17 protein-coding genes are annotated in these 17,204 nt (G+C 57.4%); 9 read left to right on the top strand and 8 right to left on the bottom strand.

The window, feature by feature from the left end; genetic code table 11:
* Positions 1–153: 153 nt before the first annotated feature.
* From hypE to hypA, 5 genes are read right to left on the bottom strand one after another with little or no spacing between them, the layout of a single operon-like run.
* Complete coding sequence (gene hypE / locus ACLGE8_RS17600) at positions 154–1,164, bottom strand: hydrogenase expression/formation protein HypE (protein ID WP_333496686.1); 1,011 nt, start codon at positions 1,162–1,164, stop codon at positions 154–156.
* A complete protein-coding gene (gene hypD, locus ACLGE8_RS17595) occupies positions 1,161–2,282 on the bottom strand; it encodes a hydrogenase formation protein HypD (RefSeq protein ID WP_411000105.1) in 1,122 nt (373 codons plus the stop codon). The genes hypE and hypD overlap by 4 nt, the downstream gene beginning before the upstream one ends.
* Positions 2,282–2,554 (bottom strand): HypC/HybG/HupF family hydrogenase formation chaperone, encoded by a 273-nt coding sequence (locus tag ACLGE8_RS17590; RefSeq protein WP_035892574.1) that lies wholly within the window; start codon positions 2,552–2,554, stop codon positions 2,282–2,284. Before ACLGE8_RS17590 ends, hypD begins: the two co-directional genes overlap by 1 nt.
* Positions 2,545–3,417 (bottom strand): hydrogenase nickel incorporation protein HypB, encoded by an 873-nt coding sequence (gene hypB / locus ACLGE8_RS17585; protein WP_411000104.1) that lies wholly within the window; start codon positions 3,415–3,417, stop codon positions 2,545–2,547. The genes ACLGE8_RS17590 and hypB overlap by 10 nt, the downstream gene beginning before the upstream one ends.
* Positions 3,418–3,420: 3 nt before the next feature.
* On the bottom strand, positions 3,421–3,771 hold the full coding sequence (gene hypA / locus ACLGE8_RS17580) for a hydrogenase maturation nickel metallochaperone HypA (RefSeq protein ID WP_411000103.1): 351 nt from the start codon (positions 3,769–3,771) through the stop codon (positions 3,421–3,423).
* A gap of 213 nt (positions 3,772–3,984) precedes the next feature.
* On the opposite strand from hypA, the gene hycA reads away from it, so the two are divergent.
* From hycA to hycI, 9 genes are all read left to right on the top strand, one after another.
* A complete protein-coding gene (gene hycA, locus ACLGE8_RS17575; RefSeq protein ID WP_185668045.1) occupies positions 3,985–4,452 on the top strand; it encodes a formate hydrogenlyase regulator HycA in 468 nt (155 codons plus the stop codon).
* An 82-nt stretch (positions 4,453–4,534) separates the two neighbouring features.
* Positions 4,535–5,143: a 4Fe-4S dicluster domain-containing protein gene (locus tag ACLGE8_RS17570; RefSeq protein ID WP_411000101.1), complete on the top strand. Its 609-nt coding sequence runs from the start codon at positions 4,535–4,537 to the stop codon at positions 5,141–5,143.
* Complete coding sequence (hycC, locus tag ACLGE8_RS17565; RefSeq protein ID WP_411000100.1) at positions 5,140–6,966, top strand: formate hydrogenlyase subunit 3; 1,827 nt, start codon at positions 5,140–5,142, stop codon at positions 6,964–6,966. Before ACLGE8_RS17570 ends, hycC begins: the two co-directional genes overlap by 4 nt.
* Before the next feature lie 2 nt (positions 6,967–6,968).
* Positions 6,969–7,892: a respiratory chain complex I subunit 1 family protein gene (locus ACLGE8_RS17560; RefSeq protein ID WP_411000099.1), complete on the top strand. Its 924-nt coding sequence runs from the start codon at positions 6,969–6,971 to the stop codon at positions 7,890–7,892.
* A 16-nt stretch (positions 7,893–7,908) separates the two neighbouring features.
* Entirely contained in the window at positions 7,909–9,618 is a 1,710-nt protein-coding gene (hycE, locus tag ACLGE8_RS17555; RefSeq protein WP_333496691.1) for a formate hydrogenlyase subunit HycE, read from the top strand.
* A 166-nt stretch (positions 9,619–9,784) separates the two neighbouring features.
* A complete protein-coding gene (locus ACLGE8_RS17550; RefSeq protein WP_333496692.1) occupies positions 9,785–10,327 on the top strand; it encodes a formate hydrogenlyase complex iron-sulfur subunit in 543 nt (180 codons plus the stop codon).
* Positions 10,327–11,094, top strand: a complete 768-nt coding sequence (locus tag ACLGE8_RS17545; protein ID WP_035892565.1) for an NADH-quinone oxidoreductase subunit B family protein — start codon at positions 10,327–10,329, stop codon at positions 11,092–11,094. Before ACLGE8_RS17550 ends, ACLGE8_RS17545 begins: the two co-directional genes overlap by 1 nt.
* On the top strand, positions 11,091–11,501 hold the full coding sequence (locus tag ACLGE8_RS17540; RefSeq protein ID WP_411000098.1) for a formate hydrogenlyase maturation HycH family protein: 411 nt from the start codon (positions 11,091–11,093) through the stop codon (positions 11,499–11,501). The genes ACLGE8_RS17545 and ACLGE8_RS17540 overlap by 4 nt, the downstream gene beginning before the upstream one ends.
* A 22-nt stretch (positions 11,502–11,523) precedes the next feature.
* Complete coding sequence (gene hycI, locus ACLGE8_RS17535) at positions 11,524–11,997, top strand: hydrogenase maturation peptidase HycI (protein WP_411000097.1); 474 nt, start codon at positions 11,524–11,526, stop codon at positions 11,995–11,997.
* Positions 11,998–12,097: 100 nt separating this feature from the next.
* On the opposite strand, the gene lacA is transcribed toward hycI, so the two are convergent.
* The 3 genes from lacA to ACLGE8_RS17520 are packed head-to-tail and all read right to left on the bottom strand — an operon-like array spanning position 12,098 to position 17,111.
* On the bottom strand, positions 12,098–12,709 hold the full coding sequence (lacA, locus tag ACLGE8_RS17530; protein WP_411000095.1) for a galactoside O-acetyltransferase: 612 nt from the start codon (positions 12,707–12,709) through the stop codon (positions 12,098–12,100).
* Positions 12,710–12,730: 21 nt separating this feature from the next.
* Entirely contained in the window at positions 12,731–13,978 is a 1,248-nt protein-coding gene (locus ACLGE8_RS17525; protein ID WP_411000094.1) for an MFS transporter, read from the bottom strand.
* Between the two features lie 55 nt (positions 13,979–14,033).
* On the bottom strand, positions 14,034–17,111 hold the full coding sequence (locus ACLGE8_RS17520; protein ID WP_411000093.1) for a beta-galactosidase: 3,078 nt from the start codon (positions 17,109–17,111) through the stop codon (positions 14,034–14,036).
* Between the last annotated feature and the right edge of the window lie 93 nt (positions 17,112–17,204).

Genomic DNA, 17,204 nt, shown 5'->3' with positions numbered 1-17,204 from the left:
TGCGATAACTAATAATAATAATAAATTTCAGTTGTAGGCCGGATAAGCGAAGCGCCATCCGGCAGAATTCGCGTAAATTGCCGGATGACGGCGTAAACGCCTTATCTGGCCTACATCCAACATCAACGTCTTAAGTGACGAGTATTTCAGAAGTTAACAGATTCGTGGCAGCGGTTCGGCGTGAGGAAGATCCAGCGTGCGTTTCACGCCGTACAGCCCGGCAACGCGAACCCCGCGGCGTTCCGTGACTTCGCCAATGATAGCGGCATCACGCCCCAGCGGATGGGCGCGCAGTGCGGCGAGTACCTCATCGGCTGCCTCGCGGGTCACGCCAATCACCAGTTTACCTTCATTTGCGAAGTTAAGCGCGTCAAGCCCTAATAATTCGCACACGCCGCGCACCGCGTCTTTCAGCGGAATGTGTTGTTCATGAATTTCAACGCCGTGGCCGCTGGTGGCGGCAAACTCATGGGCCACCGCGTTTACGCCGCCGCGGGTGGCATCACGCAGCGCTTTCACGCCAGCTATCGGGCGCAGGCTCTGGATAAGCGGCGTCAGCACCGCACAGTCGCTTTGCAGTTCGCCGTCAAGGCCAAGCTGTTCGCGCAGGTTGAGGATGGTCGCGCCGTGGTCGCCGAGCGTGCCGCTGACAATCAGCAGATCCCCCGGGGTGAGCGTAGCCGCGCCCCAGTGAATATCGGACGGGATAGCGCCCATTCCGGCGGTATTGATAAACAGCTTATCCGCTGCGCCGCGACCCACGACCTTGGTGTCGCCGGTGACGATGGCGATATCCGCTGCTTTGGCCGTCTCCGCCATGCTGTTGACCACCGCCTCCAGCGTCTCCATCGGCAGCCCTTCTTCAATAATAAAGCCGCAGGAGAGATAGCGTGGCACCGCGCCGCTCACCGCCACATCGTTGGCGGTGCCGCAAATCGCCAGCTTGCCGATATTGCCGCCGGGGAAGAACAGCGGGTCAATCACGTAGCTGTCGGTGGAGAAGGCCAGACGGTCGCCGTGGGCGGTCAGCGAAGCCAGCGACAGACGCGCCTGATCTTCCTGCTCCGCCAGCCAGGGGTTAGCAAAGGCTTTCATAAACAGGCTGTCGATCAGCTGCTGCATCGCCAGACCGCCGCTCCCGTGCGCTAACTGAATACTTTTCATGCTTCTGCCTCCTGACTGCGATATTGATACCAGGCGGCGCAGGCGCCTTCCGACGACACCATCAGCGCGCCAAACGCGCTCTGCGGGTTGCAGGTGGCGCCAAACAGCGGGCACTGATGCGGTTTGCAGCGGCCGGTCAGCACGTCGCCGCAGCGGGCGCGCGGATCGTCACAGACGCGCTGCGGCTGCGGTTTGAAGTGCGCTTCCGCATCAAACGCTTGATAGTCTGGCGTCAGCTGTACGCCGGAGTCGTTGATTAACCCCAGGCCCCGCCATTCGCTGTCGCCCTTGACCGCAAACACCTCGGCAATGGCGTTTTGCGCAAGCAGGTTGCCATCGTCCGGCACTACGCGGCGGTACTGGTTTTCGACGCAAGGGGCGGCGGCGATTTTCTGCTCCACCAGCATATTCACGCCCTGCAGCAGGTCAACCGGCTCAAAGCCCGCCACTACCAGCGGGCGCTGATAGTCGCTGGCGATAAAGCCGTAGGCGTGAGTGCCGATGACCATGCTGACGTGGCCCGGCGCCAGAAACGCATCGATACCGTTGTCCGGCTGATCGAGCAGGCTGCGCAGGGTTGGTATAAGCGTAATATGCTGGCAGAAAAAGAAGAAGTTACTGACCTTCTGCGCCTTCGCCTGTTGCAGCGTGATGGCGGTGGTCGGCATGGTGGTTTCAAAGCCTAAGCCGAAGAACACCACTTTACGATCCGGGTTCTGCTGCGCCAGCTTTAAAGCATCCATCGGCGAATAGACGATACGGATATCCGCACCGCGTGATTTGGCCTGCATCAGCGAGCCGTTTTTCCCCGGCACGCGCATGGCGTCACCGAAGGTGCAGAAAATCACCTCTTTATGGCTGGCGATTTCAATACAGGTGTCGATGCGCCCCATCGGCAGTACGCACACCGGGCAGCCCGGCCCGTGGATAAATTCGATGTTCTCCGGCAGCAACTGGTCGAGACCGAATTTGAAAATCGCGTGCGTGTGGCCGCCGCACACTTCCATGATGCGCAGTGGGCGTTCGGCGGTATAGGCCAGATGCTGCGCCCGGTTTTTCAGCTGGGCAATCAGCTGCATCACCTGCTCGGGCGCGCGGTACTCATCAACAAAGCGCATTATCGTTCCTCGCCAAAGAGCAGCGCGCCAACGTCGGGCTCGACTTCAAACATATTTTCCAGCGCTGCGAGGGTATCGCGCGCCTCTTCTTCGTTGATGATGCTCATGGCAAAGCCCACGTGCACCAGCACCCACTGGCCGATGCGCGACTGACCGTTTTCGTCCACCGCGCCGACCAGCGTCAGGTCAACGTCGCGCTTAATGCCGCACACGTCCACCTTCGCCTGTACGCCATCAATGGCAGAAATTTGTCCCGGAATGCCTATGCACATCGCTGCGTCTCCAGCCAGTTCAGCCAGCTATCCATGCCTTCACCGCTGGTAGCGGAGAGCAGGATGATTTCAATATTCGGGTTCACTTCACGCGCGCAGGCGAGGCACTTCTCAACGTCGAAGTTGAGGTACGGCAGCAGGTCAACTTTGTTGAGCAGCATCACCGACGCGGCGGCAAACATATGCGGGTACTTCAGCGGCTTGTCTTCACCTTCGGTGACCGACAGCACGGCGACTTTGTGGCGTTCGCCCAGATCAAAGCTTGCCGGGCAGACCAGGTTGCCGACGTTTTCGATAAACAGAATGCCGTTGCTCTCAAGCGGCAGGCGCGGGGCGGCATCGGCAATCATCTGGGCATCAAGGTGGCAGCCCTTACCGGTGTTAACCTGAATCGCCGGGGTGCCGGTGGCGCGAATACGCGCGGCGTCGTTCACCGTCTGCTGGTCGCCTTCGATAACGGCGCAGGAGACGCGGTCTTTCAGGCGCATCAGCGTTTCGGTGAGCAGGGTGGTTTTACCGGAGCCAGGGCTGGAAACCAGATTCAGCACCAGCAGTTCGCGGGCGGCAAAGCGCGCGCGGTTGCGGGCGGCAATCTGGTTGTTTTTATCCAGCACGTCGATTTCGACTTCCAGCATCCGGCGCTGGCTCATGCCCGGCGCGTGGGTTCCCGCTTCGCCGTGGCCATAGTGCAGGTCGCCGTTGTCCGCGGCCTGCGGTTCAAATTCTCGGGTTCTGACGCCGGTAATGGACATTGCCGGACGGCCTGCCGGGGCGAAAGGCGCGCTGCGGAACAGCGAGTGCGGGTTACGTTCATCGCCCTCTATATAGAGGTTGCCATCGGCACAACCACAGGTGGTACACATACTTTACTCCTGATCAATTTCAATTCGCTGAATCTGTAAACCGTCGTCGGCGACGATGCGCAGATTGTCGCTATGGCACTGCGGACAACGGCGCACGTGAACTGACACGAGCTGAACATACTGCTGGCAGGATTCACACCAGCATTCCGCTTCCTGTTCCTCGACGTGCAGTGTACAGCCTTCAGCCAGCGTGCCGCGGCACACCAGATCAAAACAAAAGGTCATTGCGCTGGTCTCTACACAAGAAAAAGCGCCGACCTTCATCCAGACGCCGGTGACGCGCTTCGCGCCGTTCTGCATCGCCTGTTGTTCGACAATTTCCAGTGCTCGCTGGCAGAGCGTGATTTCGTGCATAACGCCTCCTGTTACATAACTCGCAGCAGTAATGCAATAACAATGCCAGAGATGAAGAAAGGTCATTAAAGACTGTCGATGACGATGTCGTACTGACGAAATGACATGTCACTCCGGCAGTGTTATTTCATTAAATATTAATAAAATCAATTAATTAAAAACATGGCATGAAAAGTGCTTAGGAGGCTTGTTTCTATTAACCGGGTAACCGACATGACTATTTGGGAAATTAGCGAGAAGGCCGACTATATCGCCGATCGTCACCGCCGCCATCAGGATCAATGGCGTGTCTACTGCAACTCTTTGGTTCAAGGGATTACGTTGTCCAAAGCGCGTCTGCATCACGCTATGAACTGCGCACCGGAGAAAGAGCTGAGCTTCGTGCTGTTCGAACACTTCGTGGTTTCCGTGAGCCTGGCCAGCGGCTTTAACAGCCACACCGTTGAGTATGTAGTTGAAACCCGCGACGGCCTGAATAAACAGTGCGTGGGCAGCGCCGAGATGAGCATGAACGGCTTTATTGACGGCACCGTCAATATCCGCGACCGCGAGCAGGTGCTGGAACATTACCTGGAAAAAATTTCGCCGGTATACGACACCCTGTATGCGGCGCTTGAAAGCGACAGCCCGGTGAGTTTCAGCCAGCTGGCACAAGAGCCTCAACGGGCTTCTCACGCTTGATTATCGGTGTGTCGACGGGTGTCGAAATGACACTTGCTCTGCATGATTTCGTCAAAAATGACTGTCACCTGAGGAAGACCTGGTGAATCGTTTTGTAATTGCTGACTCTACCCTTTGTATCGGTTGCCGTACCTGTGAAGCGGCCTGTGCGGAAACGCATCGCCACCACGGCCTGCAATCTATGCCACGGCTTAGAGTAATGCTCAATGAAAAAGAATCCGCGCCACAGATGTGTCACCACTGTGAAGACGCGCCGTGCGCCACGGTTTGCCCGGTAAATGCGATTACCCGCGTCGATGGCGCCGTACAGCTCAATGAAAGCCTGTGCGTCAGCTGCAAACTGTGCGGTATTGCCTGTCCGTTTGGGGCAATTGAGTTTTCCGGTAGCCGTCCGCTGGATATCCCGGCCAACGCCAACACTCCGAAAGCGCTGCCTGCGCCACCGGCTCCGGCTCGCGTCAGTACGCTGCTGGACTGGGTGCCTGGTATCCGCGCCATCGCGGTGAAATGCGACCTGTGCCACTTCGACGAAGAGGGCCCGGCCTGCGTGCGCACCTGCCCGACCAAAGCGCTGCATCTGGTGAACAATATGGACATGGCCCGCGTTAGCAAACGCAAACGTGAGCTGACCTTCCATACCGACTTAGGCGATTTGACGCTGTTCCAGGCGCAACAAGGAGAGGCAAAATGAGCGTCATGACGTTGATTAATAGCGCAGTGGCCTGGTTTGCCGCCGCCGCCGTGCTCTCCTTTGTGCTGTCGTTTAATAAATCCCTGAGCGGTTTTGTGGCCGGTATCGGCGGCGCGCTGGGCAGCCTGTGCGTGGGCCTGGCGGGCGTTCAGGTGCTGGTTCACGGTTTCCCGGTGATGGGCAGCCTGTCATTGGTTCACTACAGCGTGCTGGTCTCCCCGCTGAACGCGGTCTGGCTGATTGCGCTCGGCCTGTGCGGCCTGTTTGTCAGCCTCTATAACATTGACTGGCATCGTCACCCGAACGTCAAAAGCAACGGTCTGCTGATCAACATCCTGCTGGCGGCTGCCGTCTGCGCGATGGTGGCGAGCAGCTTCGGTTCGCTGGTGGTGATGGCGGAAATCATGGCGCTGTGCGGCGCGTTCCTCACCGGCTGCGCCGCTTCCGGCAAGCTGTGGTTTGCGCTGGGCCGTCTGGGCACTATTCTGCTGGCGATTGCCTGCCTGCTGCTGTGGCAGCGCTACGGCACGCTGGATCTGGTGCTGCTGAACGAACGTGCGCAGATGCTGCCGCTCGGTTCTGATATCTGGGTACTTTGCGTCATTGGCTTCGGCCTGCTGGCGGGGATCATCCCGCTGCACGGTTGGGTTCCGCAGGCGCACGCCAGCGCCAGCGCACCGGCCGCCGCGCTGTTCTCTACCGTGGTGATGAAAGTGGGTCTGCTCGGCATTCTCACCGTGTCGCTGCTCGGTGACGTTCAGCCGCTGTGGTGGGGCATTGCGCTGCTGGTGCTGGGCATGGTAACCGCGTTTGTCGGCGGTCTGTATGCGCTGATGGAACACAATATTCAGCGTCTGCTGGCGTACCACACGCTGGAAAACATCGGCATCATACTGCTCGGTTTAGGCGTCGGCGTGACCGGCCTGGCACTGCAGGAGCCGGCGATGGTGGCGCTGGGTCTGATCGGCGGTCTGTACCATCTGCTCAACCATAGCTTGTTCAAAACCACGCTGTTCCTCGGCGCGGGCTCGGTCTGGTTCCGTACCGGCCACCGCGACATCGAGAAGCTGGGCGGTATCGGTAAACGTATGCCGATGATCTCGCTCGCTATGCTGGTTGGCCTGATGGCGATGGCTGCGCTGCCGCCGCTGAACGGCTTTGCCGGTGAGTGGGTTATCTACCAGTCCTTCTTCAAGCTGAGCACCAGCGGGGCGTTTATTGGCCGTCTGCTGGGGCCGTTGCTGGCCGTTGGCCTGGCGATTACCGGCGCGCTGGCGGTGATGTGTATGGCGAAAGTCTACGGCGTCACCTTCCTTGGCGCACCGCGTACTAAAGAGGCGGAAAACGCCTGCTGCGCGCCGCTGCTGATGGCAATTAGCACCGTGGTGATGGCGCTGTTGTGTATCGTTGGCGGCGTTGCCGCACCGTGGTTGCTGCCAATGCTGAGCGCTGCCGTGCCGCTGCCGATGTCTACCGCGCACACTGTCGTCTCCCAGCCGATGATTACCCTGCTGCTGATTGCCTGCCCGCTGCTGCCATTCATCATTCTGGCGCTGCTCAAAGGCAACCGCCTGCCAAGCCGTTCTCGCGGCGCGGCGTGGGTCTGCGGTTACGACCACGAACAATCCATGGTGATCACCGCGCACGGTTTTGCGATGCCGGTGAAACAGGCCTTTGCCCCGGTGCTGAAACTGCGCAAATGGCTCAACCCGGTCTCTCTGGTTCCGGGCTGGCAGAACGCGGCGGCGCCGCTGCTGCTGCAACGTCTGGCGCTGGTTGAACTGGCGGTGCTGGTCGTGATTGTCATCTCTCGAGGAGCCTGAACATGACGTTCCTATTTGCTGTACTGCAGGCGCTGGTGCTGTTCGCCGTGGCGCCGCTGCTGTCTGGTATCACCCGCGTGCTGCGCGCACGGTTGCATAACCGTCGCGGGCCGGGCGTGATGCAGGAGTATCGCGACATCATCAAACTGCTGGGCCGTCAGAGCATTGGCCCGGACGCTTCCGGCTGGGTGTTCCGCCTGACGCCGTTTGTGATGGTCGGCGTGATGCTGACGATTGCTACCGCGCTGCCGGTGGTGACCGTAGCGTCCCCAATGCCGGGCTTGGGCGACCTGATTACCCTTATCTATCTGTTTGCCGTCGCGCGTTTCTTCTTTGCCATTGCCGGTCTCGACACCGGTAGCCCGTTCACCGCCATCGGCGCAAGCCGCGAAGCGATGCTCGGCGTGCTGGTTGAACCGATGCTGCTGTTGGGTCTGTGGGTCGCCGCGCTGGTTGCGGGCTCTACCCATATCAGCAATATCACCAACACTCTGTACCACTGGCCGGTTAGCCGCAGCATTCCGCTGGCGCTGGCCTTCTGCGCCTGCGCCTTCGCCACCTTTATCGAAATGGGCAAACTGCCGTTCGACTTAGCGGAAGCAGAGCAGGAGCTGCAGGAAGGCCCGCTGTCTGAATACAGCGGCAGCGGCTTCGGCGTGCTGAAGTGGGGCATCAGCCTGAAACAGCTGGTGGTGCTGCAGATGTTTGTTGGCGTCTTCATCCCGTGGGGACAGATGACCAGCTTTAGCGTTGGTGGCCTGGTGATTGCCGTGATTGCCGCTATCGTCAAGCTGGTGGTTGGCGTGCTGATTATCGCGCTGTTCGAAAACAGCATGGCGCGTCTGCGTCTGGATATTACCGGTCGCATCACCTGGACCGGGTTCGGTTTAGCCTTTTTAGCCTTCGTCTCCTTGCTGGTGGCGTGATAAGAGAGTTTTGAGCATGTCTGAAGAAAAAGTGGGTCAACACTACCTCGCTGCGCTGCACCAGGCCTTTCCGGGCGTGGTGCTGGACGAAGCCTGGCAGACCAAAGACCAGTTAACGATTACCGTGAAGGTGAACTACCTGCCGGAAGTCGTCGAGTTTCTTTACTACCAGCAGGGCGGCTGGCTGTCGGTGCTGTTCGGCAACGACGAACGTAAACTGAACGGACACTATGCGGTCTACTACGTGCTGTCGATGGAAAAAGGCACCAAGTGCTGGATTACCGTGCGCGTCGAAGTCGACCCTAACACCCTCGAATACCCGTCCGTGACGCCACGCGTTCCGGCGGCGGTCTGGGGCGAGCGCGAAGTGCGCGACATGTACGGCCTGCGCCCGGTGGGCCTGCCGGACGAACGTCGTCTGGTGCTGCCGGATGATTGGCCGGACGAGCTGTACCCGCTGCGTAAAGACAGCATGGACTACCGTCAGCGCCCGGCACCGACCACCGATGCCGAAACCTACGAGTTCATCAACGAGCTGGGCAGCAAGAAAAACAACGTAGTGCCAATTGGCCCGCTGCACGTCACCTCCGATGAACCGGGCCACTTCCGCCTGTTCGTTGACGGCGAGAACATTATCGACGCCGACTATCGTCTGTTCTATGTCCACCGCGGCATGGAAAAACTGGCGGAAACCCGCATGGGTTACAACGAAGTGACCTTCCTGTCCGACCGCGTGTGCGGCATCTGCGGCTTTGCCCACAGCACCGCCTACACCACCTCCGTCGAGAACGCGATGGGCATCGTGGTGCCGGAACGTGCGCAGATGATCCGCGCCATTCTGCTGGAAGTTGAGCGTCTGCACTCGCACCTGCTGAACCTCGGCCTGGCGTGCCACTTCACCGGCTTCGACTCCGGCTTTATGCAGTTCTTCCGCGTTCGTGAAGCCTCCATGAAAATGGCGGAAATCCTCACCGGCGCGCGTAAAACTTACGGCCTGAACCTGATTGGCGGCATCCGTCGTGACTTCCTGAAAGACGACATGATCCAGACCCGTCAGTTGGCGCAGCAGATGCGTCGCGACGTGCAGGATCTGGTGGATATTCTGCTGAGCACCCCGAACATGGAACAGCGCACCGTCGGTATCGGCCGCCTGGACCCGGAAATCGCCCGCGACTTCAGCAACGTCGGCCCGATGGTTCGCGCCAGCGGCCACGCCCGCGACACCCGCGCCGATCACCCGTTTGTGGGCTACGGTCTGCTGCCGATGGAAGTGCATAGCGAGCAGGGCTGCGACGTTATCTCCCGTCTGAAAGTGCGTATCAACGAAGTGTTCACCGCGCTGAACATGATTGACTACGGTCTGGATAACCTGCCTGGCGGCCCGCTGGCGGTAGAAGGGTTCACCTACATTCCAAACCGCTTCGCGCTGGGCTTCTCGGAAGCGCCTCGTGGTGATGATATTCACTGGAGCATGACCGGCGACAACCAGAAGCTGTACCGCTGGCGCTGCCGTGCGGCGACCTACGCCAACTGGCCAACCCTGCGCTACATGCTGCGCGGCAACACCGTTTCCGATGCGCCGCTGATTATCGGTAGCCTCGACCCTTGCTACTCCTGTACCGACCGTATGACCGTGGTCGACGTGCGTAAGAAGAAGAGCAAGGTCGTGCCGTACAAAGAGCTTGAGCGCTACAGCATCGAGCGTAAGAACTCGCCGCTGAAATAATTGGGGCATTGCGTGGGGATTCCCCTTACCCCGACCCTCTCCCTAAAGGGGCGAGGGGGAAGGGCAGAGCGAGAGTGTATTAACTGACAACGCCGATCTGTCCCCTCTCCCTTAGGGAGAGGGCTAGGGTGAGGGTAAAAACCCCGCACGCAAGCTGGGAGCAACTATGTTTACCTTTATTAAAAAAGCTATTAAAACCGGCGTCACGACATCGTCCTACCCGCTGGAACCGATGCCGGTTGATAAAAACTTCCGCGGCAAGCCGGAACACAACCCGCAGCAGTGCATCGGCTGCGCGGCGTGCGTCAACGCCTGCCCGTCGAACGCCCTGACGGTGGAAACCGACCGCGTCAGCAATCAGCTGGCGTGGCAGTTCAACCTCGGCCGCTGCATCTTCTGCGGCCGCTGCGAAGAAGTGTGCCCGACGGCGGCGATCAAGCTGTCGCAGGAGTACGAACTGGCGGTGTGGAAGAAAGAAGATTTCTTGCAGCAGTCCCGTTTTGATATCTGCAACTGCCGCGTTTGCAACCGTCCGTTTGCGGTGCAAAAAGAGATTGATTACGCCATTGCGCTGCTCAAGCACAACGGCGACAGCCGCGCGGAAAACCACCGCGAAAGCTTTGAGACCTGCCCGGAATGTAAGCGTCAGAAATGTTTGGTGCCTTCCGACCGTATTGACCTGACTCGCCACATGAAAGAGGCCATCTGATGAGCAACTTAATAGGGCCACGCGACGACAACGGCATGCCGGTGCCGATGACGGTAGAAGAATCTATCGCCAGCATGAAAGCGTCGCTTTTGAAAAACATCAAGCGTTCCGCCTACGTCTACCGCGTGGACTGCGGCGGCTGTAACGGCTGCGAAATCGAAATCTTTGCCACGCTTTCACCGCTGTTCGACGCCGAACGTTTTGGTATTAAAGTGGTGCCGTCACCGCGTCATGCCGACATTCTGCTGTTTACCGGTGCGGTGACCCGCGCCATGCGTTCGCCAGCGCTGCGTGCCTGGCAGTCCGCGCCGGACCCGAAAATCTGTATCTCTTACGGCGCCTGCGGCAACAGCGGCGGTATCTTCCACGACCTGTACTGCGTCTGGGGCGGCACCGATAAAATCGTACCGGTGGACGTGTACATTCCTGGCTGCCCGCCGACGCCTGCGGCAACGCTGTACGGCTTTGCCATGGCGCTGGGTCTGCTGGAGCAGAAAATCCACGCTCGTGCGCCAAGTGAACTGGATGCGCAGCCGGCTGAAATTCTGCATCCGGACATGGTCCAGCCGCTGCGCGTGCAGGTTGACCGCGCCGCGCGCCGCCTGGCGGGCTACCGCTATGGTCGTCAGATTGCCGACGACTATATGCTGCATCTGGGCCAGGGTGACACTCAGGTTCAGCAGTGGCTGGCCACAGAAAACGATCCGCGTCTGACGGAAATCGTCACGCAGCTTAACCACGTAGTAGAAGAGGCACGTATTCGATGAGCGAACAGGTGGTGTTCAGTCAACTGAGCCGTAAATTTATTGATGAGAACGATGCCACGCCTTCCGAGGCGCAGCAGGTTGTCTATTACAGCCTGGCGATTGGCCACCACCTCGGGGTCATCGACTGCCTCGAAGCCGCGCTGACCTGCCCGTGGGATGAGTATCTGGCGTGGATTGCTACGCTTGAAGCGGGCAGTACGGCGCGGCGCAAGATGGAAGGCGTGCCGAAGTACGGCGAAATAGTCATCGACAGCAATCACGTGTCGATGCTGGCGAACGCGTTTGATAAAGCGCGGGCGTCACAAACGTCGCAGCAAAAAGAGTGGAGCCAGGCGATGCTCAATATGCTGCACGCCATTCATCAGGAGAGCGCCATCTATCTGATGGTGCGCCGCCTGCGCGACTGATTTTTTAGAGTGAGGAAATACCATGACTGACGTTTTACTCTGTGTCGGCAATAGCATGATGGGCGACGATGGCGCTGGCCCTCTGTTGGCAGAAATGTGTGCAGCCCAGCCGAAAGGGGCGTGGGTCGTGATTGACGGCGGCAGCGCGCCGGAAAACGATATTGTGGCAATCCGCGAGCTGAACCCGACTCGCCTGCTGATTGTCGATGCCACCGATATGGGGCTGAACCCGGGCGAGATTCGCATTATCGACCCGGACGACATCGCCGAGATGTTTATGATGACCACCCACAACATGCCGCTGAACTACCTGGTGGATCAGCTGAAAGAAGACGTGGGTGAGGTGATTTTCCTCGGCATTCAGCCGGATATCGTGGGCTTTTATTACCCGATGACCCAGGCGATTAAAGACGCGGTTGAGGTGGTTTATCAGCGTCTTGAAGGGTGGCAGGGGAACGGCGGGTTCGAAGCGTTAGCGGTGGAGGATGAAGAGTAAGTTTATCTTCTCCAGAAAAAGGTCTCTTGAGGCGAACGCCGTCTCAAGAGACCGTGTAAGCGTTTATTGATACCTAAAGATAGCTTAGGCGCAGACGCATTTAACCTGCCGCTTCGACTTTAAAATCTTTATAGTAATACGCTTTATCCCGGTCGGTTATTTCTCGGATAACTTTGCATGGTACGCCCGCCGCAACGACATTTGCGGGAATATCTTTCGTGACAACGCTGCCCGCACCGATAACGCTGTTTTCTCCAATAGTGACTCCCGGATTGATAACCACATTGCTGCCGATCCACACATTGTTTTCTATCGTTACCGGGAAAGAAAACATCTCGCCTTTTTCCCTCAATTCATGGTGGACCGGGTGTCCGGTTACCGAAATCGTAACGTTAGGGGCGATCAGGACATTATCACCAATCGTCACCGTGTGATCGTCAACAATGGTGAAGTTGAAATTGGCATAAAAACAGTCACCAATAAAAATATTACTGCCGTAGGCGAAGCGTATTGGTGGTTCAATCCACGGAGTTTTTCCCACTTTACCGAACATTTTATAAATGAGCTCAATTCTCTTTTTATCTTCGGACGGGCGGGTGTTATTAAAGTCATACATTAATTCTTTGCCGCGCAGTCTCTCTTCTGGTAATCCTTCACACATATCCGTGAACAGCATGCCTGTTTTTATTCTATCTCTCATCGGAATGTTCATTAGCGTTATTTCATCCTGATTTTATTGGCTATTTTTTGCGAGCTTATGGGAGAACGGCTTTGCCCCGCTAAGGGTAAATACCGAGATGGCTGTGAAGCTCAGCGCAATCATTCCCAGAACCAGATAAGCCCCCTGGAAACCAATGCTCTCGTACATGTTGCCTGCCAGTACTGACATAAAAATCATCGCCAGCTGTTTGAAGAAACAGAAGCACACCAGATAAATCGTTGCGGAGAATCGCACCTCAAACTGACTGGTGATGTATTTGAAGCAGCCGACGATCAGGAACGGTATCTCAAACATATGCAGCGTTTTGAGGATAACGACTTCCAGCGCGGAGGTGGCGAATGAGGAGCCGATAATCCGCACCGACATAATTGTCCCCGCCAGTAACAGGGCGTTCTTACCCCCGATGCGATTCACAATCAGCGGCGCAAAGAACATGATGCAGGCGTTGAGCAACTCCCCCATGGTCGTGACGTAGCCAAACACCCGAGTCCCCTGTTCGCCGGTAGCAAAGAACGAGGTGAAGAAGTTGGCAAACTGTTGGTCAAATACGTCATAGGTACAGGAGACGCCGACCACGTACAGTGAAAGGAACCAGAGCTTTGGCTGCTTGAACAGCTCCAGAGCCAGCTTAAGGCTGAAGGCCGAGTGGTTAGCGCCTACCGCGTCCGCAACCTGTGCGGAAGACGGAACCTCTGTTTTTGAAAAGAACAGCAGCAGGGCCAGAATGACCGCGCAGCCGGAGCCCAGCCAGAAGACAAACTGGTTATTGATGTTGAACATAATGCCGGCAATCGAGGCGCACAGCGCCCAGCCCACGCAGCCGAACATGCGCGCGCGGCCAAATTCGAAGTTGCTTCGGCGACTCGCTTTTTCAATATAGGCTTCAATCGCAGGAGCACCGGCATTGTAAATAAAGCCGAGGTAAATCCCGCCGACAATCGAACCCAGCAGAATATTGGCCTGTAATAATGGGCCAAAGACGTAAATAAAGAATGGGGCAAACATCACCAGCATTCCGGTAATCACCCACAGCAGATGTTTACGCAGGCCGAGCTTATCAGAAAGCAAACCGAAAATAGGCTGGAATAGCAGCGAGAACAGTGAAATACAGGCGAAGATAATACCGGTATCCCCTTTACTGATATGGTTTATATCGTGTAGCCAGATTGGGAAGAAGGGGAAGTAGGCACCCATAATGAAAAAATAAAAGAAGAAGAAAAAACCAAACATCCAGAAATTAGTATTTTTTAAATAATACATGAAGGACTTCCTTTCGAAGAAGGTCGGCAGGGGCTAACCTGCCGGCCTATTATTTTTAAATCCAGCTCAGCTGGTAGTGGAAGCGCCCGGCGCTCAGCAGATATTCCGGCGAAACGGAAGGACTCCAGGAGTCGTCTCCGCCCACGCCCATATGGAAGCCATCAATATTGAGCCAGGTCCCCGCTTCCGCTTCCAGCAGGTGGCGGTGGCTGGTCGCCATTAGCTGTTCCTGACCGTAGCGGCTGATGTTGAACTGGAAATCACCGCGCCAGCAGTGCGCGCCATAGCTCAGCTCGCGGGTGTGGCAGCGTAGGCCGTTTTCACTCGGGAAAACATAAGGGGTGTACATGGCATCCAGTGGCAGATCCCAACGATCGACGCAGGCAGAAGAAAGTCGGTCCGGGTAGTTTTCATGTGGGCCTAATCCCAACCAGTTGACCCGCTCCGCCACCTGCGCAAGCTGACAGCTCAGACCGATGCGTGCCGGATGCGGGGTCCCGCTGGCAACCTCAACGTCCACGCTGATGTGCATCGCGCCCTGGCCGTCGATGCGGTACGTTTTGCGGCTGACAAACAGCGTCTCTCCGCGGAACTGCCACGCGTGCGCGGTGGTTATCAGCACCGCAGTTGCCAGTGCGTCCGCCTCGCATTGCAGTAAGGTCGCCTCAAGCTGATAGTGACCGGCGGCCTTCCAGCGTTCTACCCAGGCGTTAGGATCAATGCGGGTTGACTCGCTCACGCCGATATCGTTGTCCAAGGGCGCGCGGGTAAATTGATCGATGAGCGGCGTCAACAGCTGCGCTTCTTCGTCAATCGAATACTGCGTGAGCAGGCCAAGTTGGCGGCTGAACTCCCAGCGTTTATTGTCGACGGTGATACGGTATTCGCTCTCGCTGGCGGTAAGCTCAGGCGCGCGGCTGGCGGATTGTGGCAACGGCATGCCGAGCTTCTCGCCCACTTTCCACTGTTGCCAGGCGCAAATATGCCCCGCCTCTGACCATGCGGTTGCCTGCGGTTGTTCGATGCGAACCGTCAGCCACAGTTCACCCTGATGCGCCTGTTGCGGGCGTTCTGGTAGGGTAATGACCTGCCGACCCTGCGGTGGGATATCCAGCGTCGTCACGCCTGAAGTCAGCGGTTTGCCGTCCAGCGCCAGCGACCAGTGCAGCACTTCGTTATCGCTGTGGCGGAACAGGTATTCGCTGACAACTTCAATCTGACATTTGTCCCCCGGCAACAGCGCAAACTGGAAAAACTGCTGCTCGTGTTTGGCTTCATACAGCGCCGGGTGTGGTGTACGATCGGCGAACACCAGCCCGTTCATGCAAAACTGACGATCGTTTGGCGTATCACCAAAATCACCACCGTAGGCAGACCAGGCGTTACCGTTCTCATCGTATTTAATCAACGATTGATCCACCCAGTCCCAGACAAAGCCGCCCTGCAGGCGCGGATATTGACGGAACGCCTGCCAGTATTTGGCAAAACCGCCGAAACTGTTCCCCATGGCGTGGGCATATTCGCAGAGGATCAGCGGACGCTGCTCGCCGGGCATCGACAACCATTGCTTGATTGACCATTTTGGCACTGCGGGGAAGGGCTGATCTTGATCGACGCGAGCGTACATCGGGCAGATGATGTCGGTGGCGGCAGAGTCTGCACCGCCGCCTTCATACTGCACCGGGCGCGATGGGTCTTCTGACTTCAGCCAGCGGTACAGCGTATCGTGGTTGGTACCATGACCGGACTCATTGCCCAACGACCAGATAATAATGCTTGGATGGTTGCGATCGCGCTGCACCATCCGCGTCACGCGTTGGCTCATGGCAGGCAGCCAGTTGGGATCGTTGGTCAGGCGATTCATCGGTACCATTCCGTGCGTCTCAATATTGGCTTCATCCACCACATATAGGCCGTAGCGGTCACACAGCGTGTACCACAGCGGATGGTTCGGATAGTGAGAGCAGCGCACGGCGTTAAAGTTATTTTGCTTCATCAGCACGATGTCCTGCACCATCGTTGCCTCGTCCATCACCTGACCGTTGACCGGGTGATGCTCATGGCGGTTTGTGCCGCGAATCAGCAGCGGTTTGCCGTTCAACAGCAGCAGACCATTTTCAATGCTGACCTGACGGAAGCCGACATCACAGGCTTCAGCTTCCGTCAGCGTGCCGTCGACGGTGTGCAACAGCACCACGGCACGATACAGATTTGGCGTCTCCGCGCTCCACAGCGCCGGTTCTTTGACATTCAGACGCAGGGTAACTCGGTCATGGTAGGCCCCGCGCTCGTCAATAATTTCACTGCCTAACGGGGCGGTGTTTTCACCGATTAACCTTTCGTTATCCCACAGCTGCACCGTCACGCGTAAATTATCGTGCAGCTCACCTGCGACCCGGACCTGCGTTTCCAGAACGGCACGGCTGAAGTCGTCGTTAAAACGGGTATTAATTTGCAGGTCGCTGATTTGCGTGGCGGGCTTATGGAGTAGAGATACATCGCGGAAAATCCCGCTCATCCGCCACATGTCCTGGTCTTCCAGATAGCTGCCGTCGCTCCAGCGAAGTACCAGTACCGCCAGACGGTTTTCACCGCGACGCAGATAATCGCGGAGATCGAATTCAGACGGTAGACGGCTGTCCTGCCCGTAGCCCACCCAGCGCCCGTTACACCACAGATGGAACGCTGAGTTCACGCCGTCAAAGATGATCCTCGTCTGGCCTTCCTGAAGCCAGGCATCGTCAATATCAAATGTGAGCGAGTAACATCCTGTAGGGTTGTCTGCGGGTACAAACGGCGGGTTAACCGGAATAGGATAGGTCACGTTGGTGTAAATTGGCGCATCATAGCCGTCCATCTGCCAGTTGGAGGGGACGCTGATGGTATCTGCCTGAGGCAGATCGCCTGTCAGCCACCTCTCCGGAACCGCTTCAGGAGAGGCAAACCAGCTAAATTTCCATTGCCCGTTCAGGCTGCGCTTTTGTGAAGAACCTCGTCCGGCGTGAGCATCATCGGCATTTCGCCAGCTGTAAAAAGGAGGATGCGCTTCCAGACGGTTGAGCTGCGTTACGCCAGGGTTTTCCCAGTCGCGACGGTGTAAGACGGCGGCGAGTGAATCGGTGTTCAGGGACATATCTGTATCCTTATGGAAATTGTTATCCGCTCACAAATTTTTGTTAAAATAGGGGCGCAGCGTTCTTTCTGTAAAGGATGAGATGACCAATGA

This window comes from Kluyvera sp. 142486 (assembly GCF_046569695.1).
Taxonomy (GTDB): Bacteria; Pseudomonadota; Gammaproteobacteria; order Enterobacterales; family Enterobacteriaceae; genus Kluyvera.
Note: the sequence above shows the minus strand (reverse complement) of the source record. Positions and strands in the feature narration are given on the sequence as shown.

Bases quoted from the DNA above. Each gene is read 5' to 3' on its own strand.
- ACLGE8_RS17550 (WP_333496692.1), top strand. From the start codon at position 9,785: ATGTTTACCTTTATTAAAAAAGCTATTAAAACCGGCGTCACGACATCG.
- ACLGE8_RS17525 (WP_411000094.1), bottom strand. From the start codon at position 13,978: ATGTATTATTTAAAAAATACTAATTTCTGGATGTTTGGTTTTTTCTTC.
- lacA (WP_411000095.1), bottom strand. From the start codon at position 12,709: ATGAACATTCCGATGAGAGATAGAATAAAAACAGGCATGCTGTTCACG.
- hypA (WP_411000103.1), bottom strand. From the start codon at position 3,771: ATGCACGAAATCACGCTCTGCCAGCGAGCACTGGAAATTGTCGAACAA.
- hypD (WP_411000105.1), bottom strand. From the start codon at position 2,282: ATGCGCTTTGTTGATGAGTACCGCGCGCCCGAGCAGGTGATGCAGCTG.
- hypB (WP_411000104.1), bottom strand. From the start codon at position 3,417: ATGTGTACCACCTGTGGTTGTGCCGATGGCAACCTCTATATAGAGGGC.
- ACLGE8_RS17545 (WP_035892565.1), top strand. From the start codon at position 10,327: ATGAGCAACTTAATAGGGCCACGCGACGACAACGGCATGCCGGTGCCG.
- ACLGE8_RS17540 (WP_411000098.1), top strand. From the start codon at position 11,091: ATGAGCGAACAGGTGGTGTTCAGTCAACTGAGCCGTAAATTTATTGAT.
- hycI (WP_411000097.1), top strand. From the start codon at position 11,524: ATGACTGACGTTTTACTCTGTGTCGGCAATAGCATGATGGGCGACGAT.
- hypE (WP_333496686.1), bottom strand. From the start codon at position 1,164: ATGAAAAGTATTCAGTTAGCGCACGGGAGCGGCGGTCTGGCGATGCAG.
- ACLGE8_RS17560 (WP_411000099.1), top strand. From the start codon at position 6,969: ATGACGTTCCTATTTGCTGTACTGCAGGCGCTGGTGCTGTTCGCCGTG.
- hycA (WP_185668045.1), top strand. From the start codon at position 3,985: ATGACTATTTGGGAAATTAGCGAGAAGGCCGACTATATCGCCGATCGT.
- hycC (WP_411000100.1), top strand. From the start codon at position 5,140: ATGAGCGTCATGACGTTGATTAATAGCGCAGTGGCCTGGTTTGCCGCC.
- hycE (WP_333496691.1), top strand. From the start codon at position 7,909: ATGTCTGAAGAAAAAGTGGGTCAACACTACCTCGCTGCGCTGCACCAG.
- ACLGE8_RS17590 (WP_035892574.1), bottom strand. From the start codon at position 2,554: ATGTGCATAGGCATTCCGGGACAAATTTCTGCCATTGATGGCGTACAG.
- ACLGE8_RS17520 (WP_411000093.1), bottom strand. From the start codon at position 17,111: ATGTCCCTGAACACCGATTCACTCGCCGCCGTCTTACACCGTCGCGAC.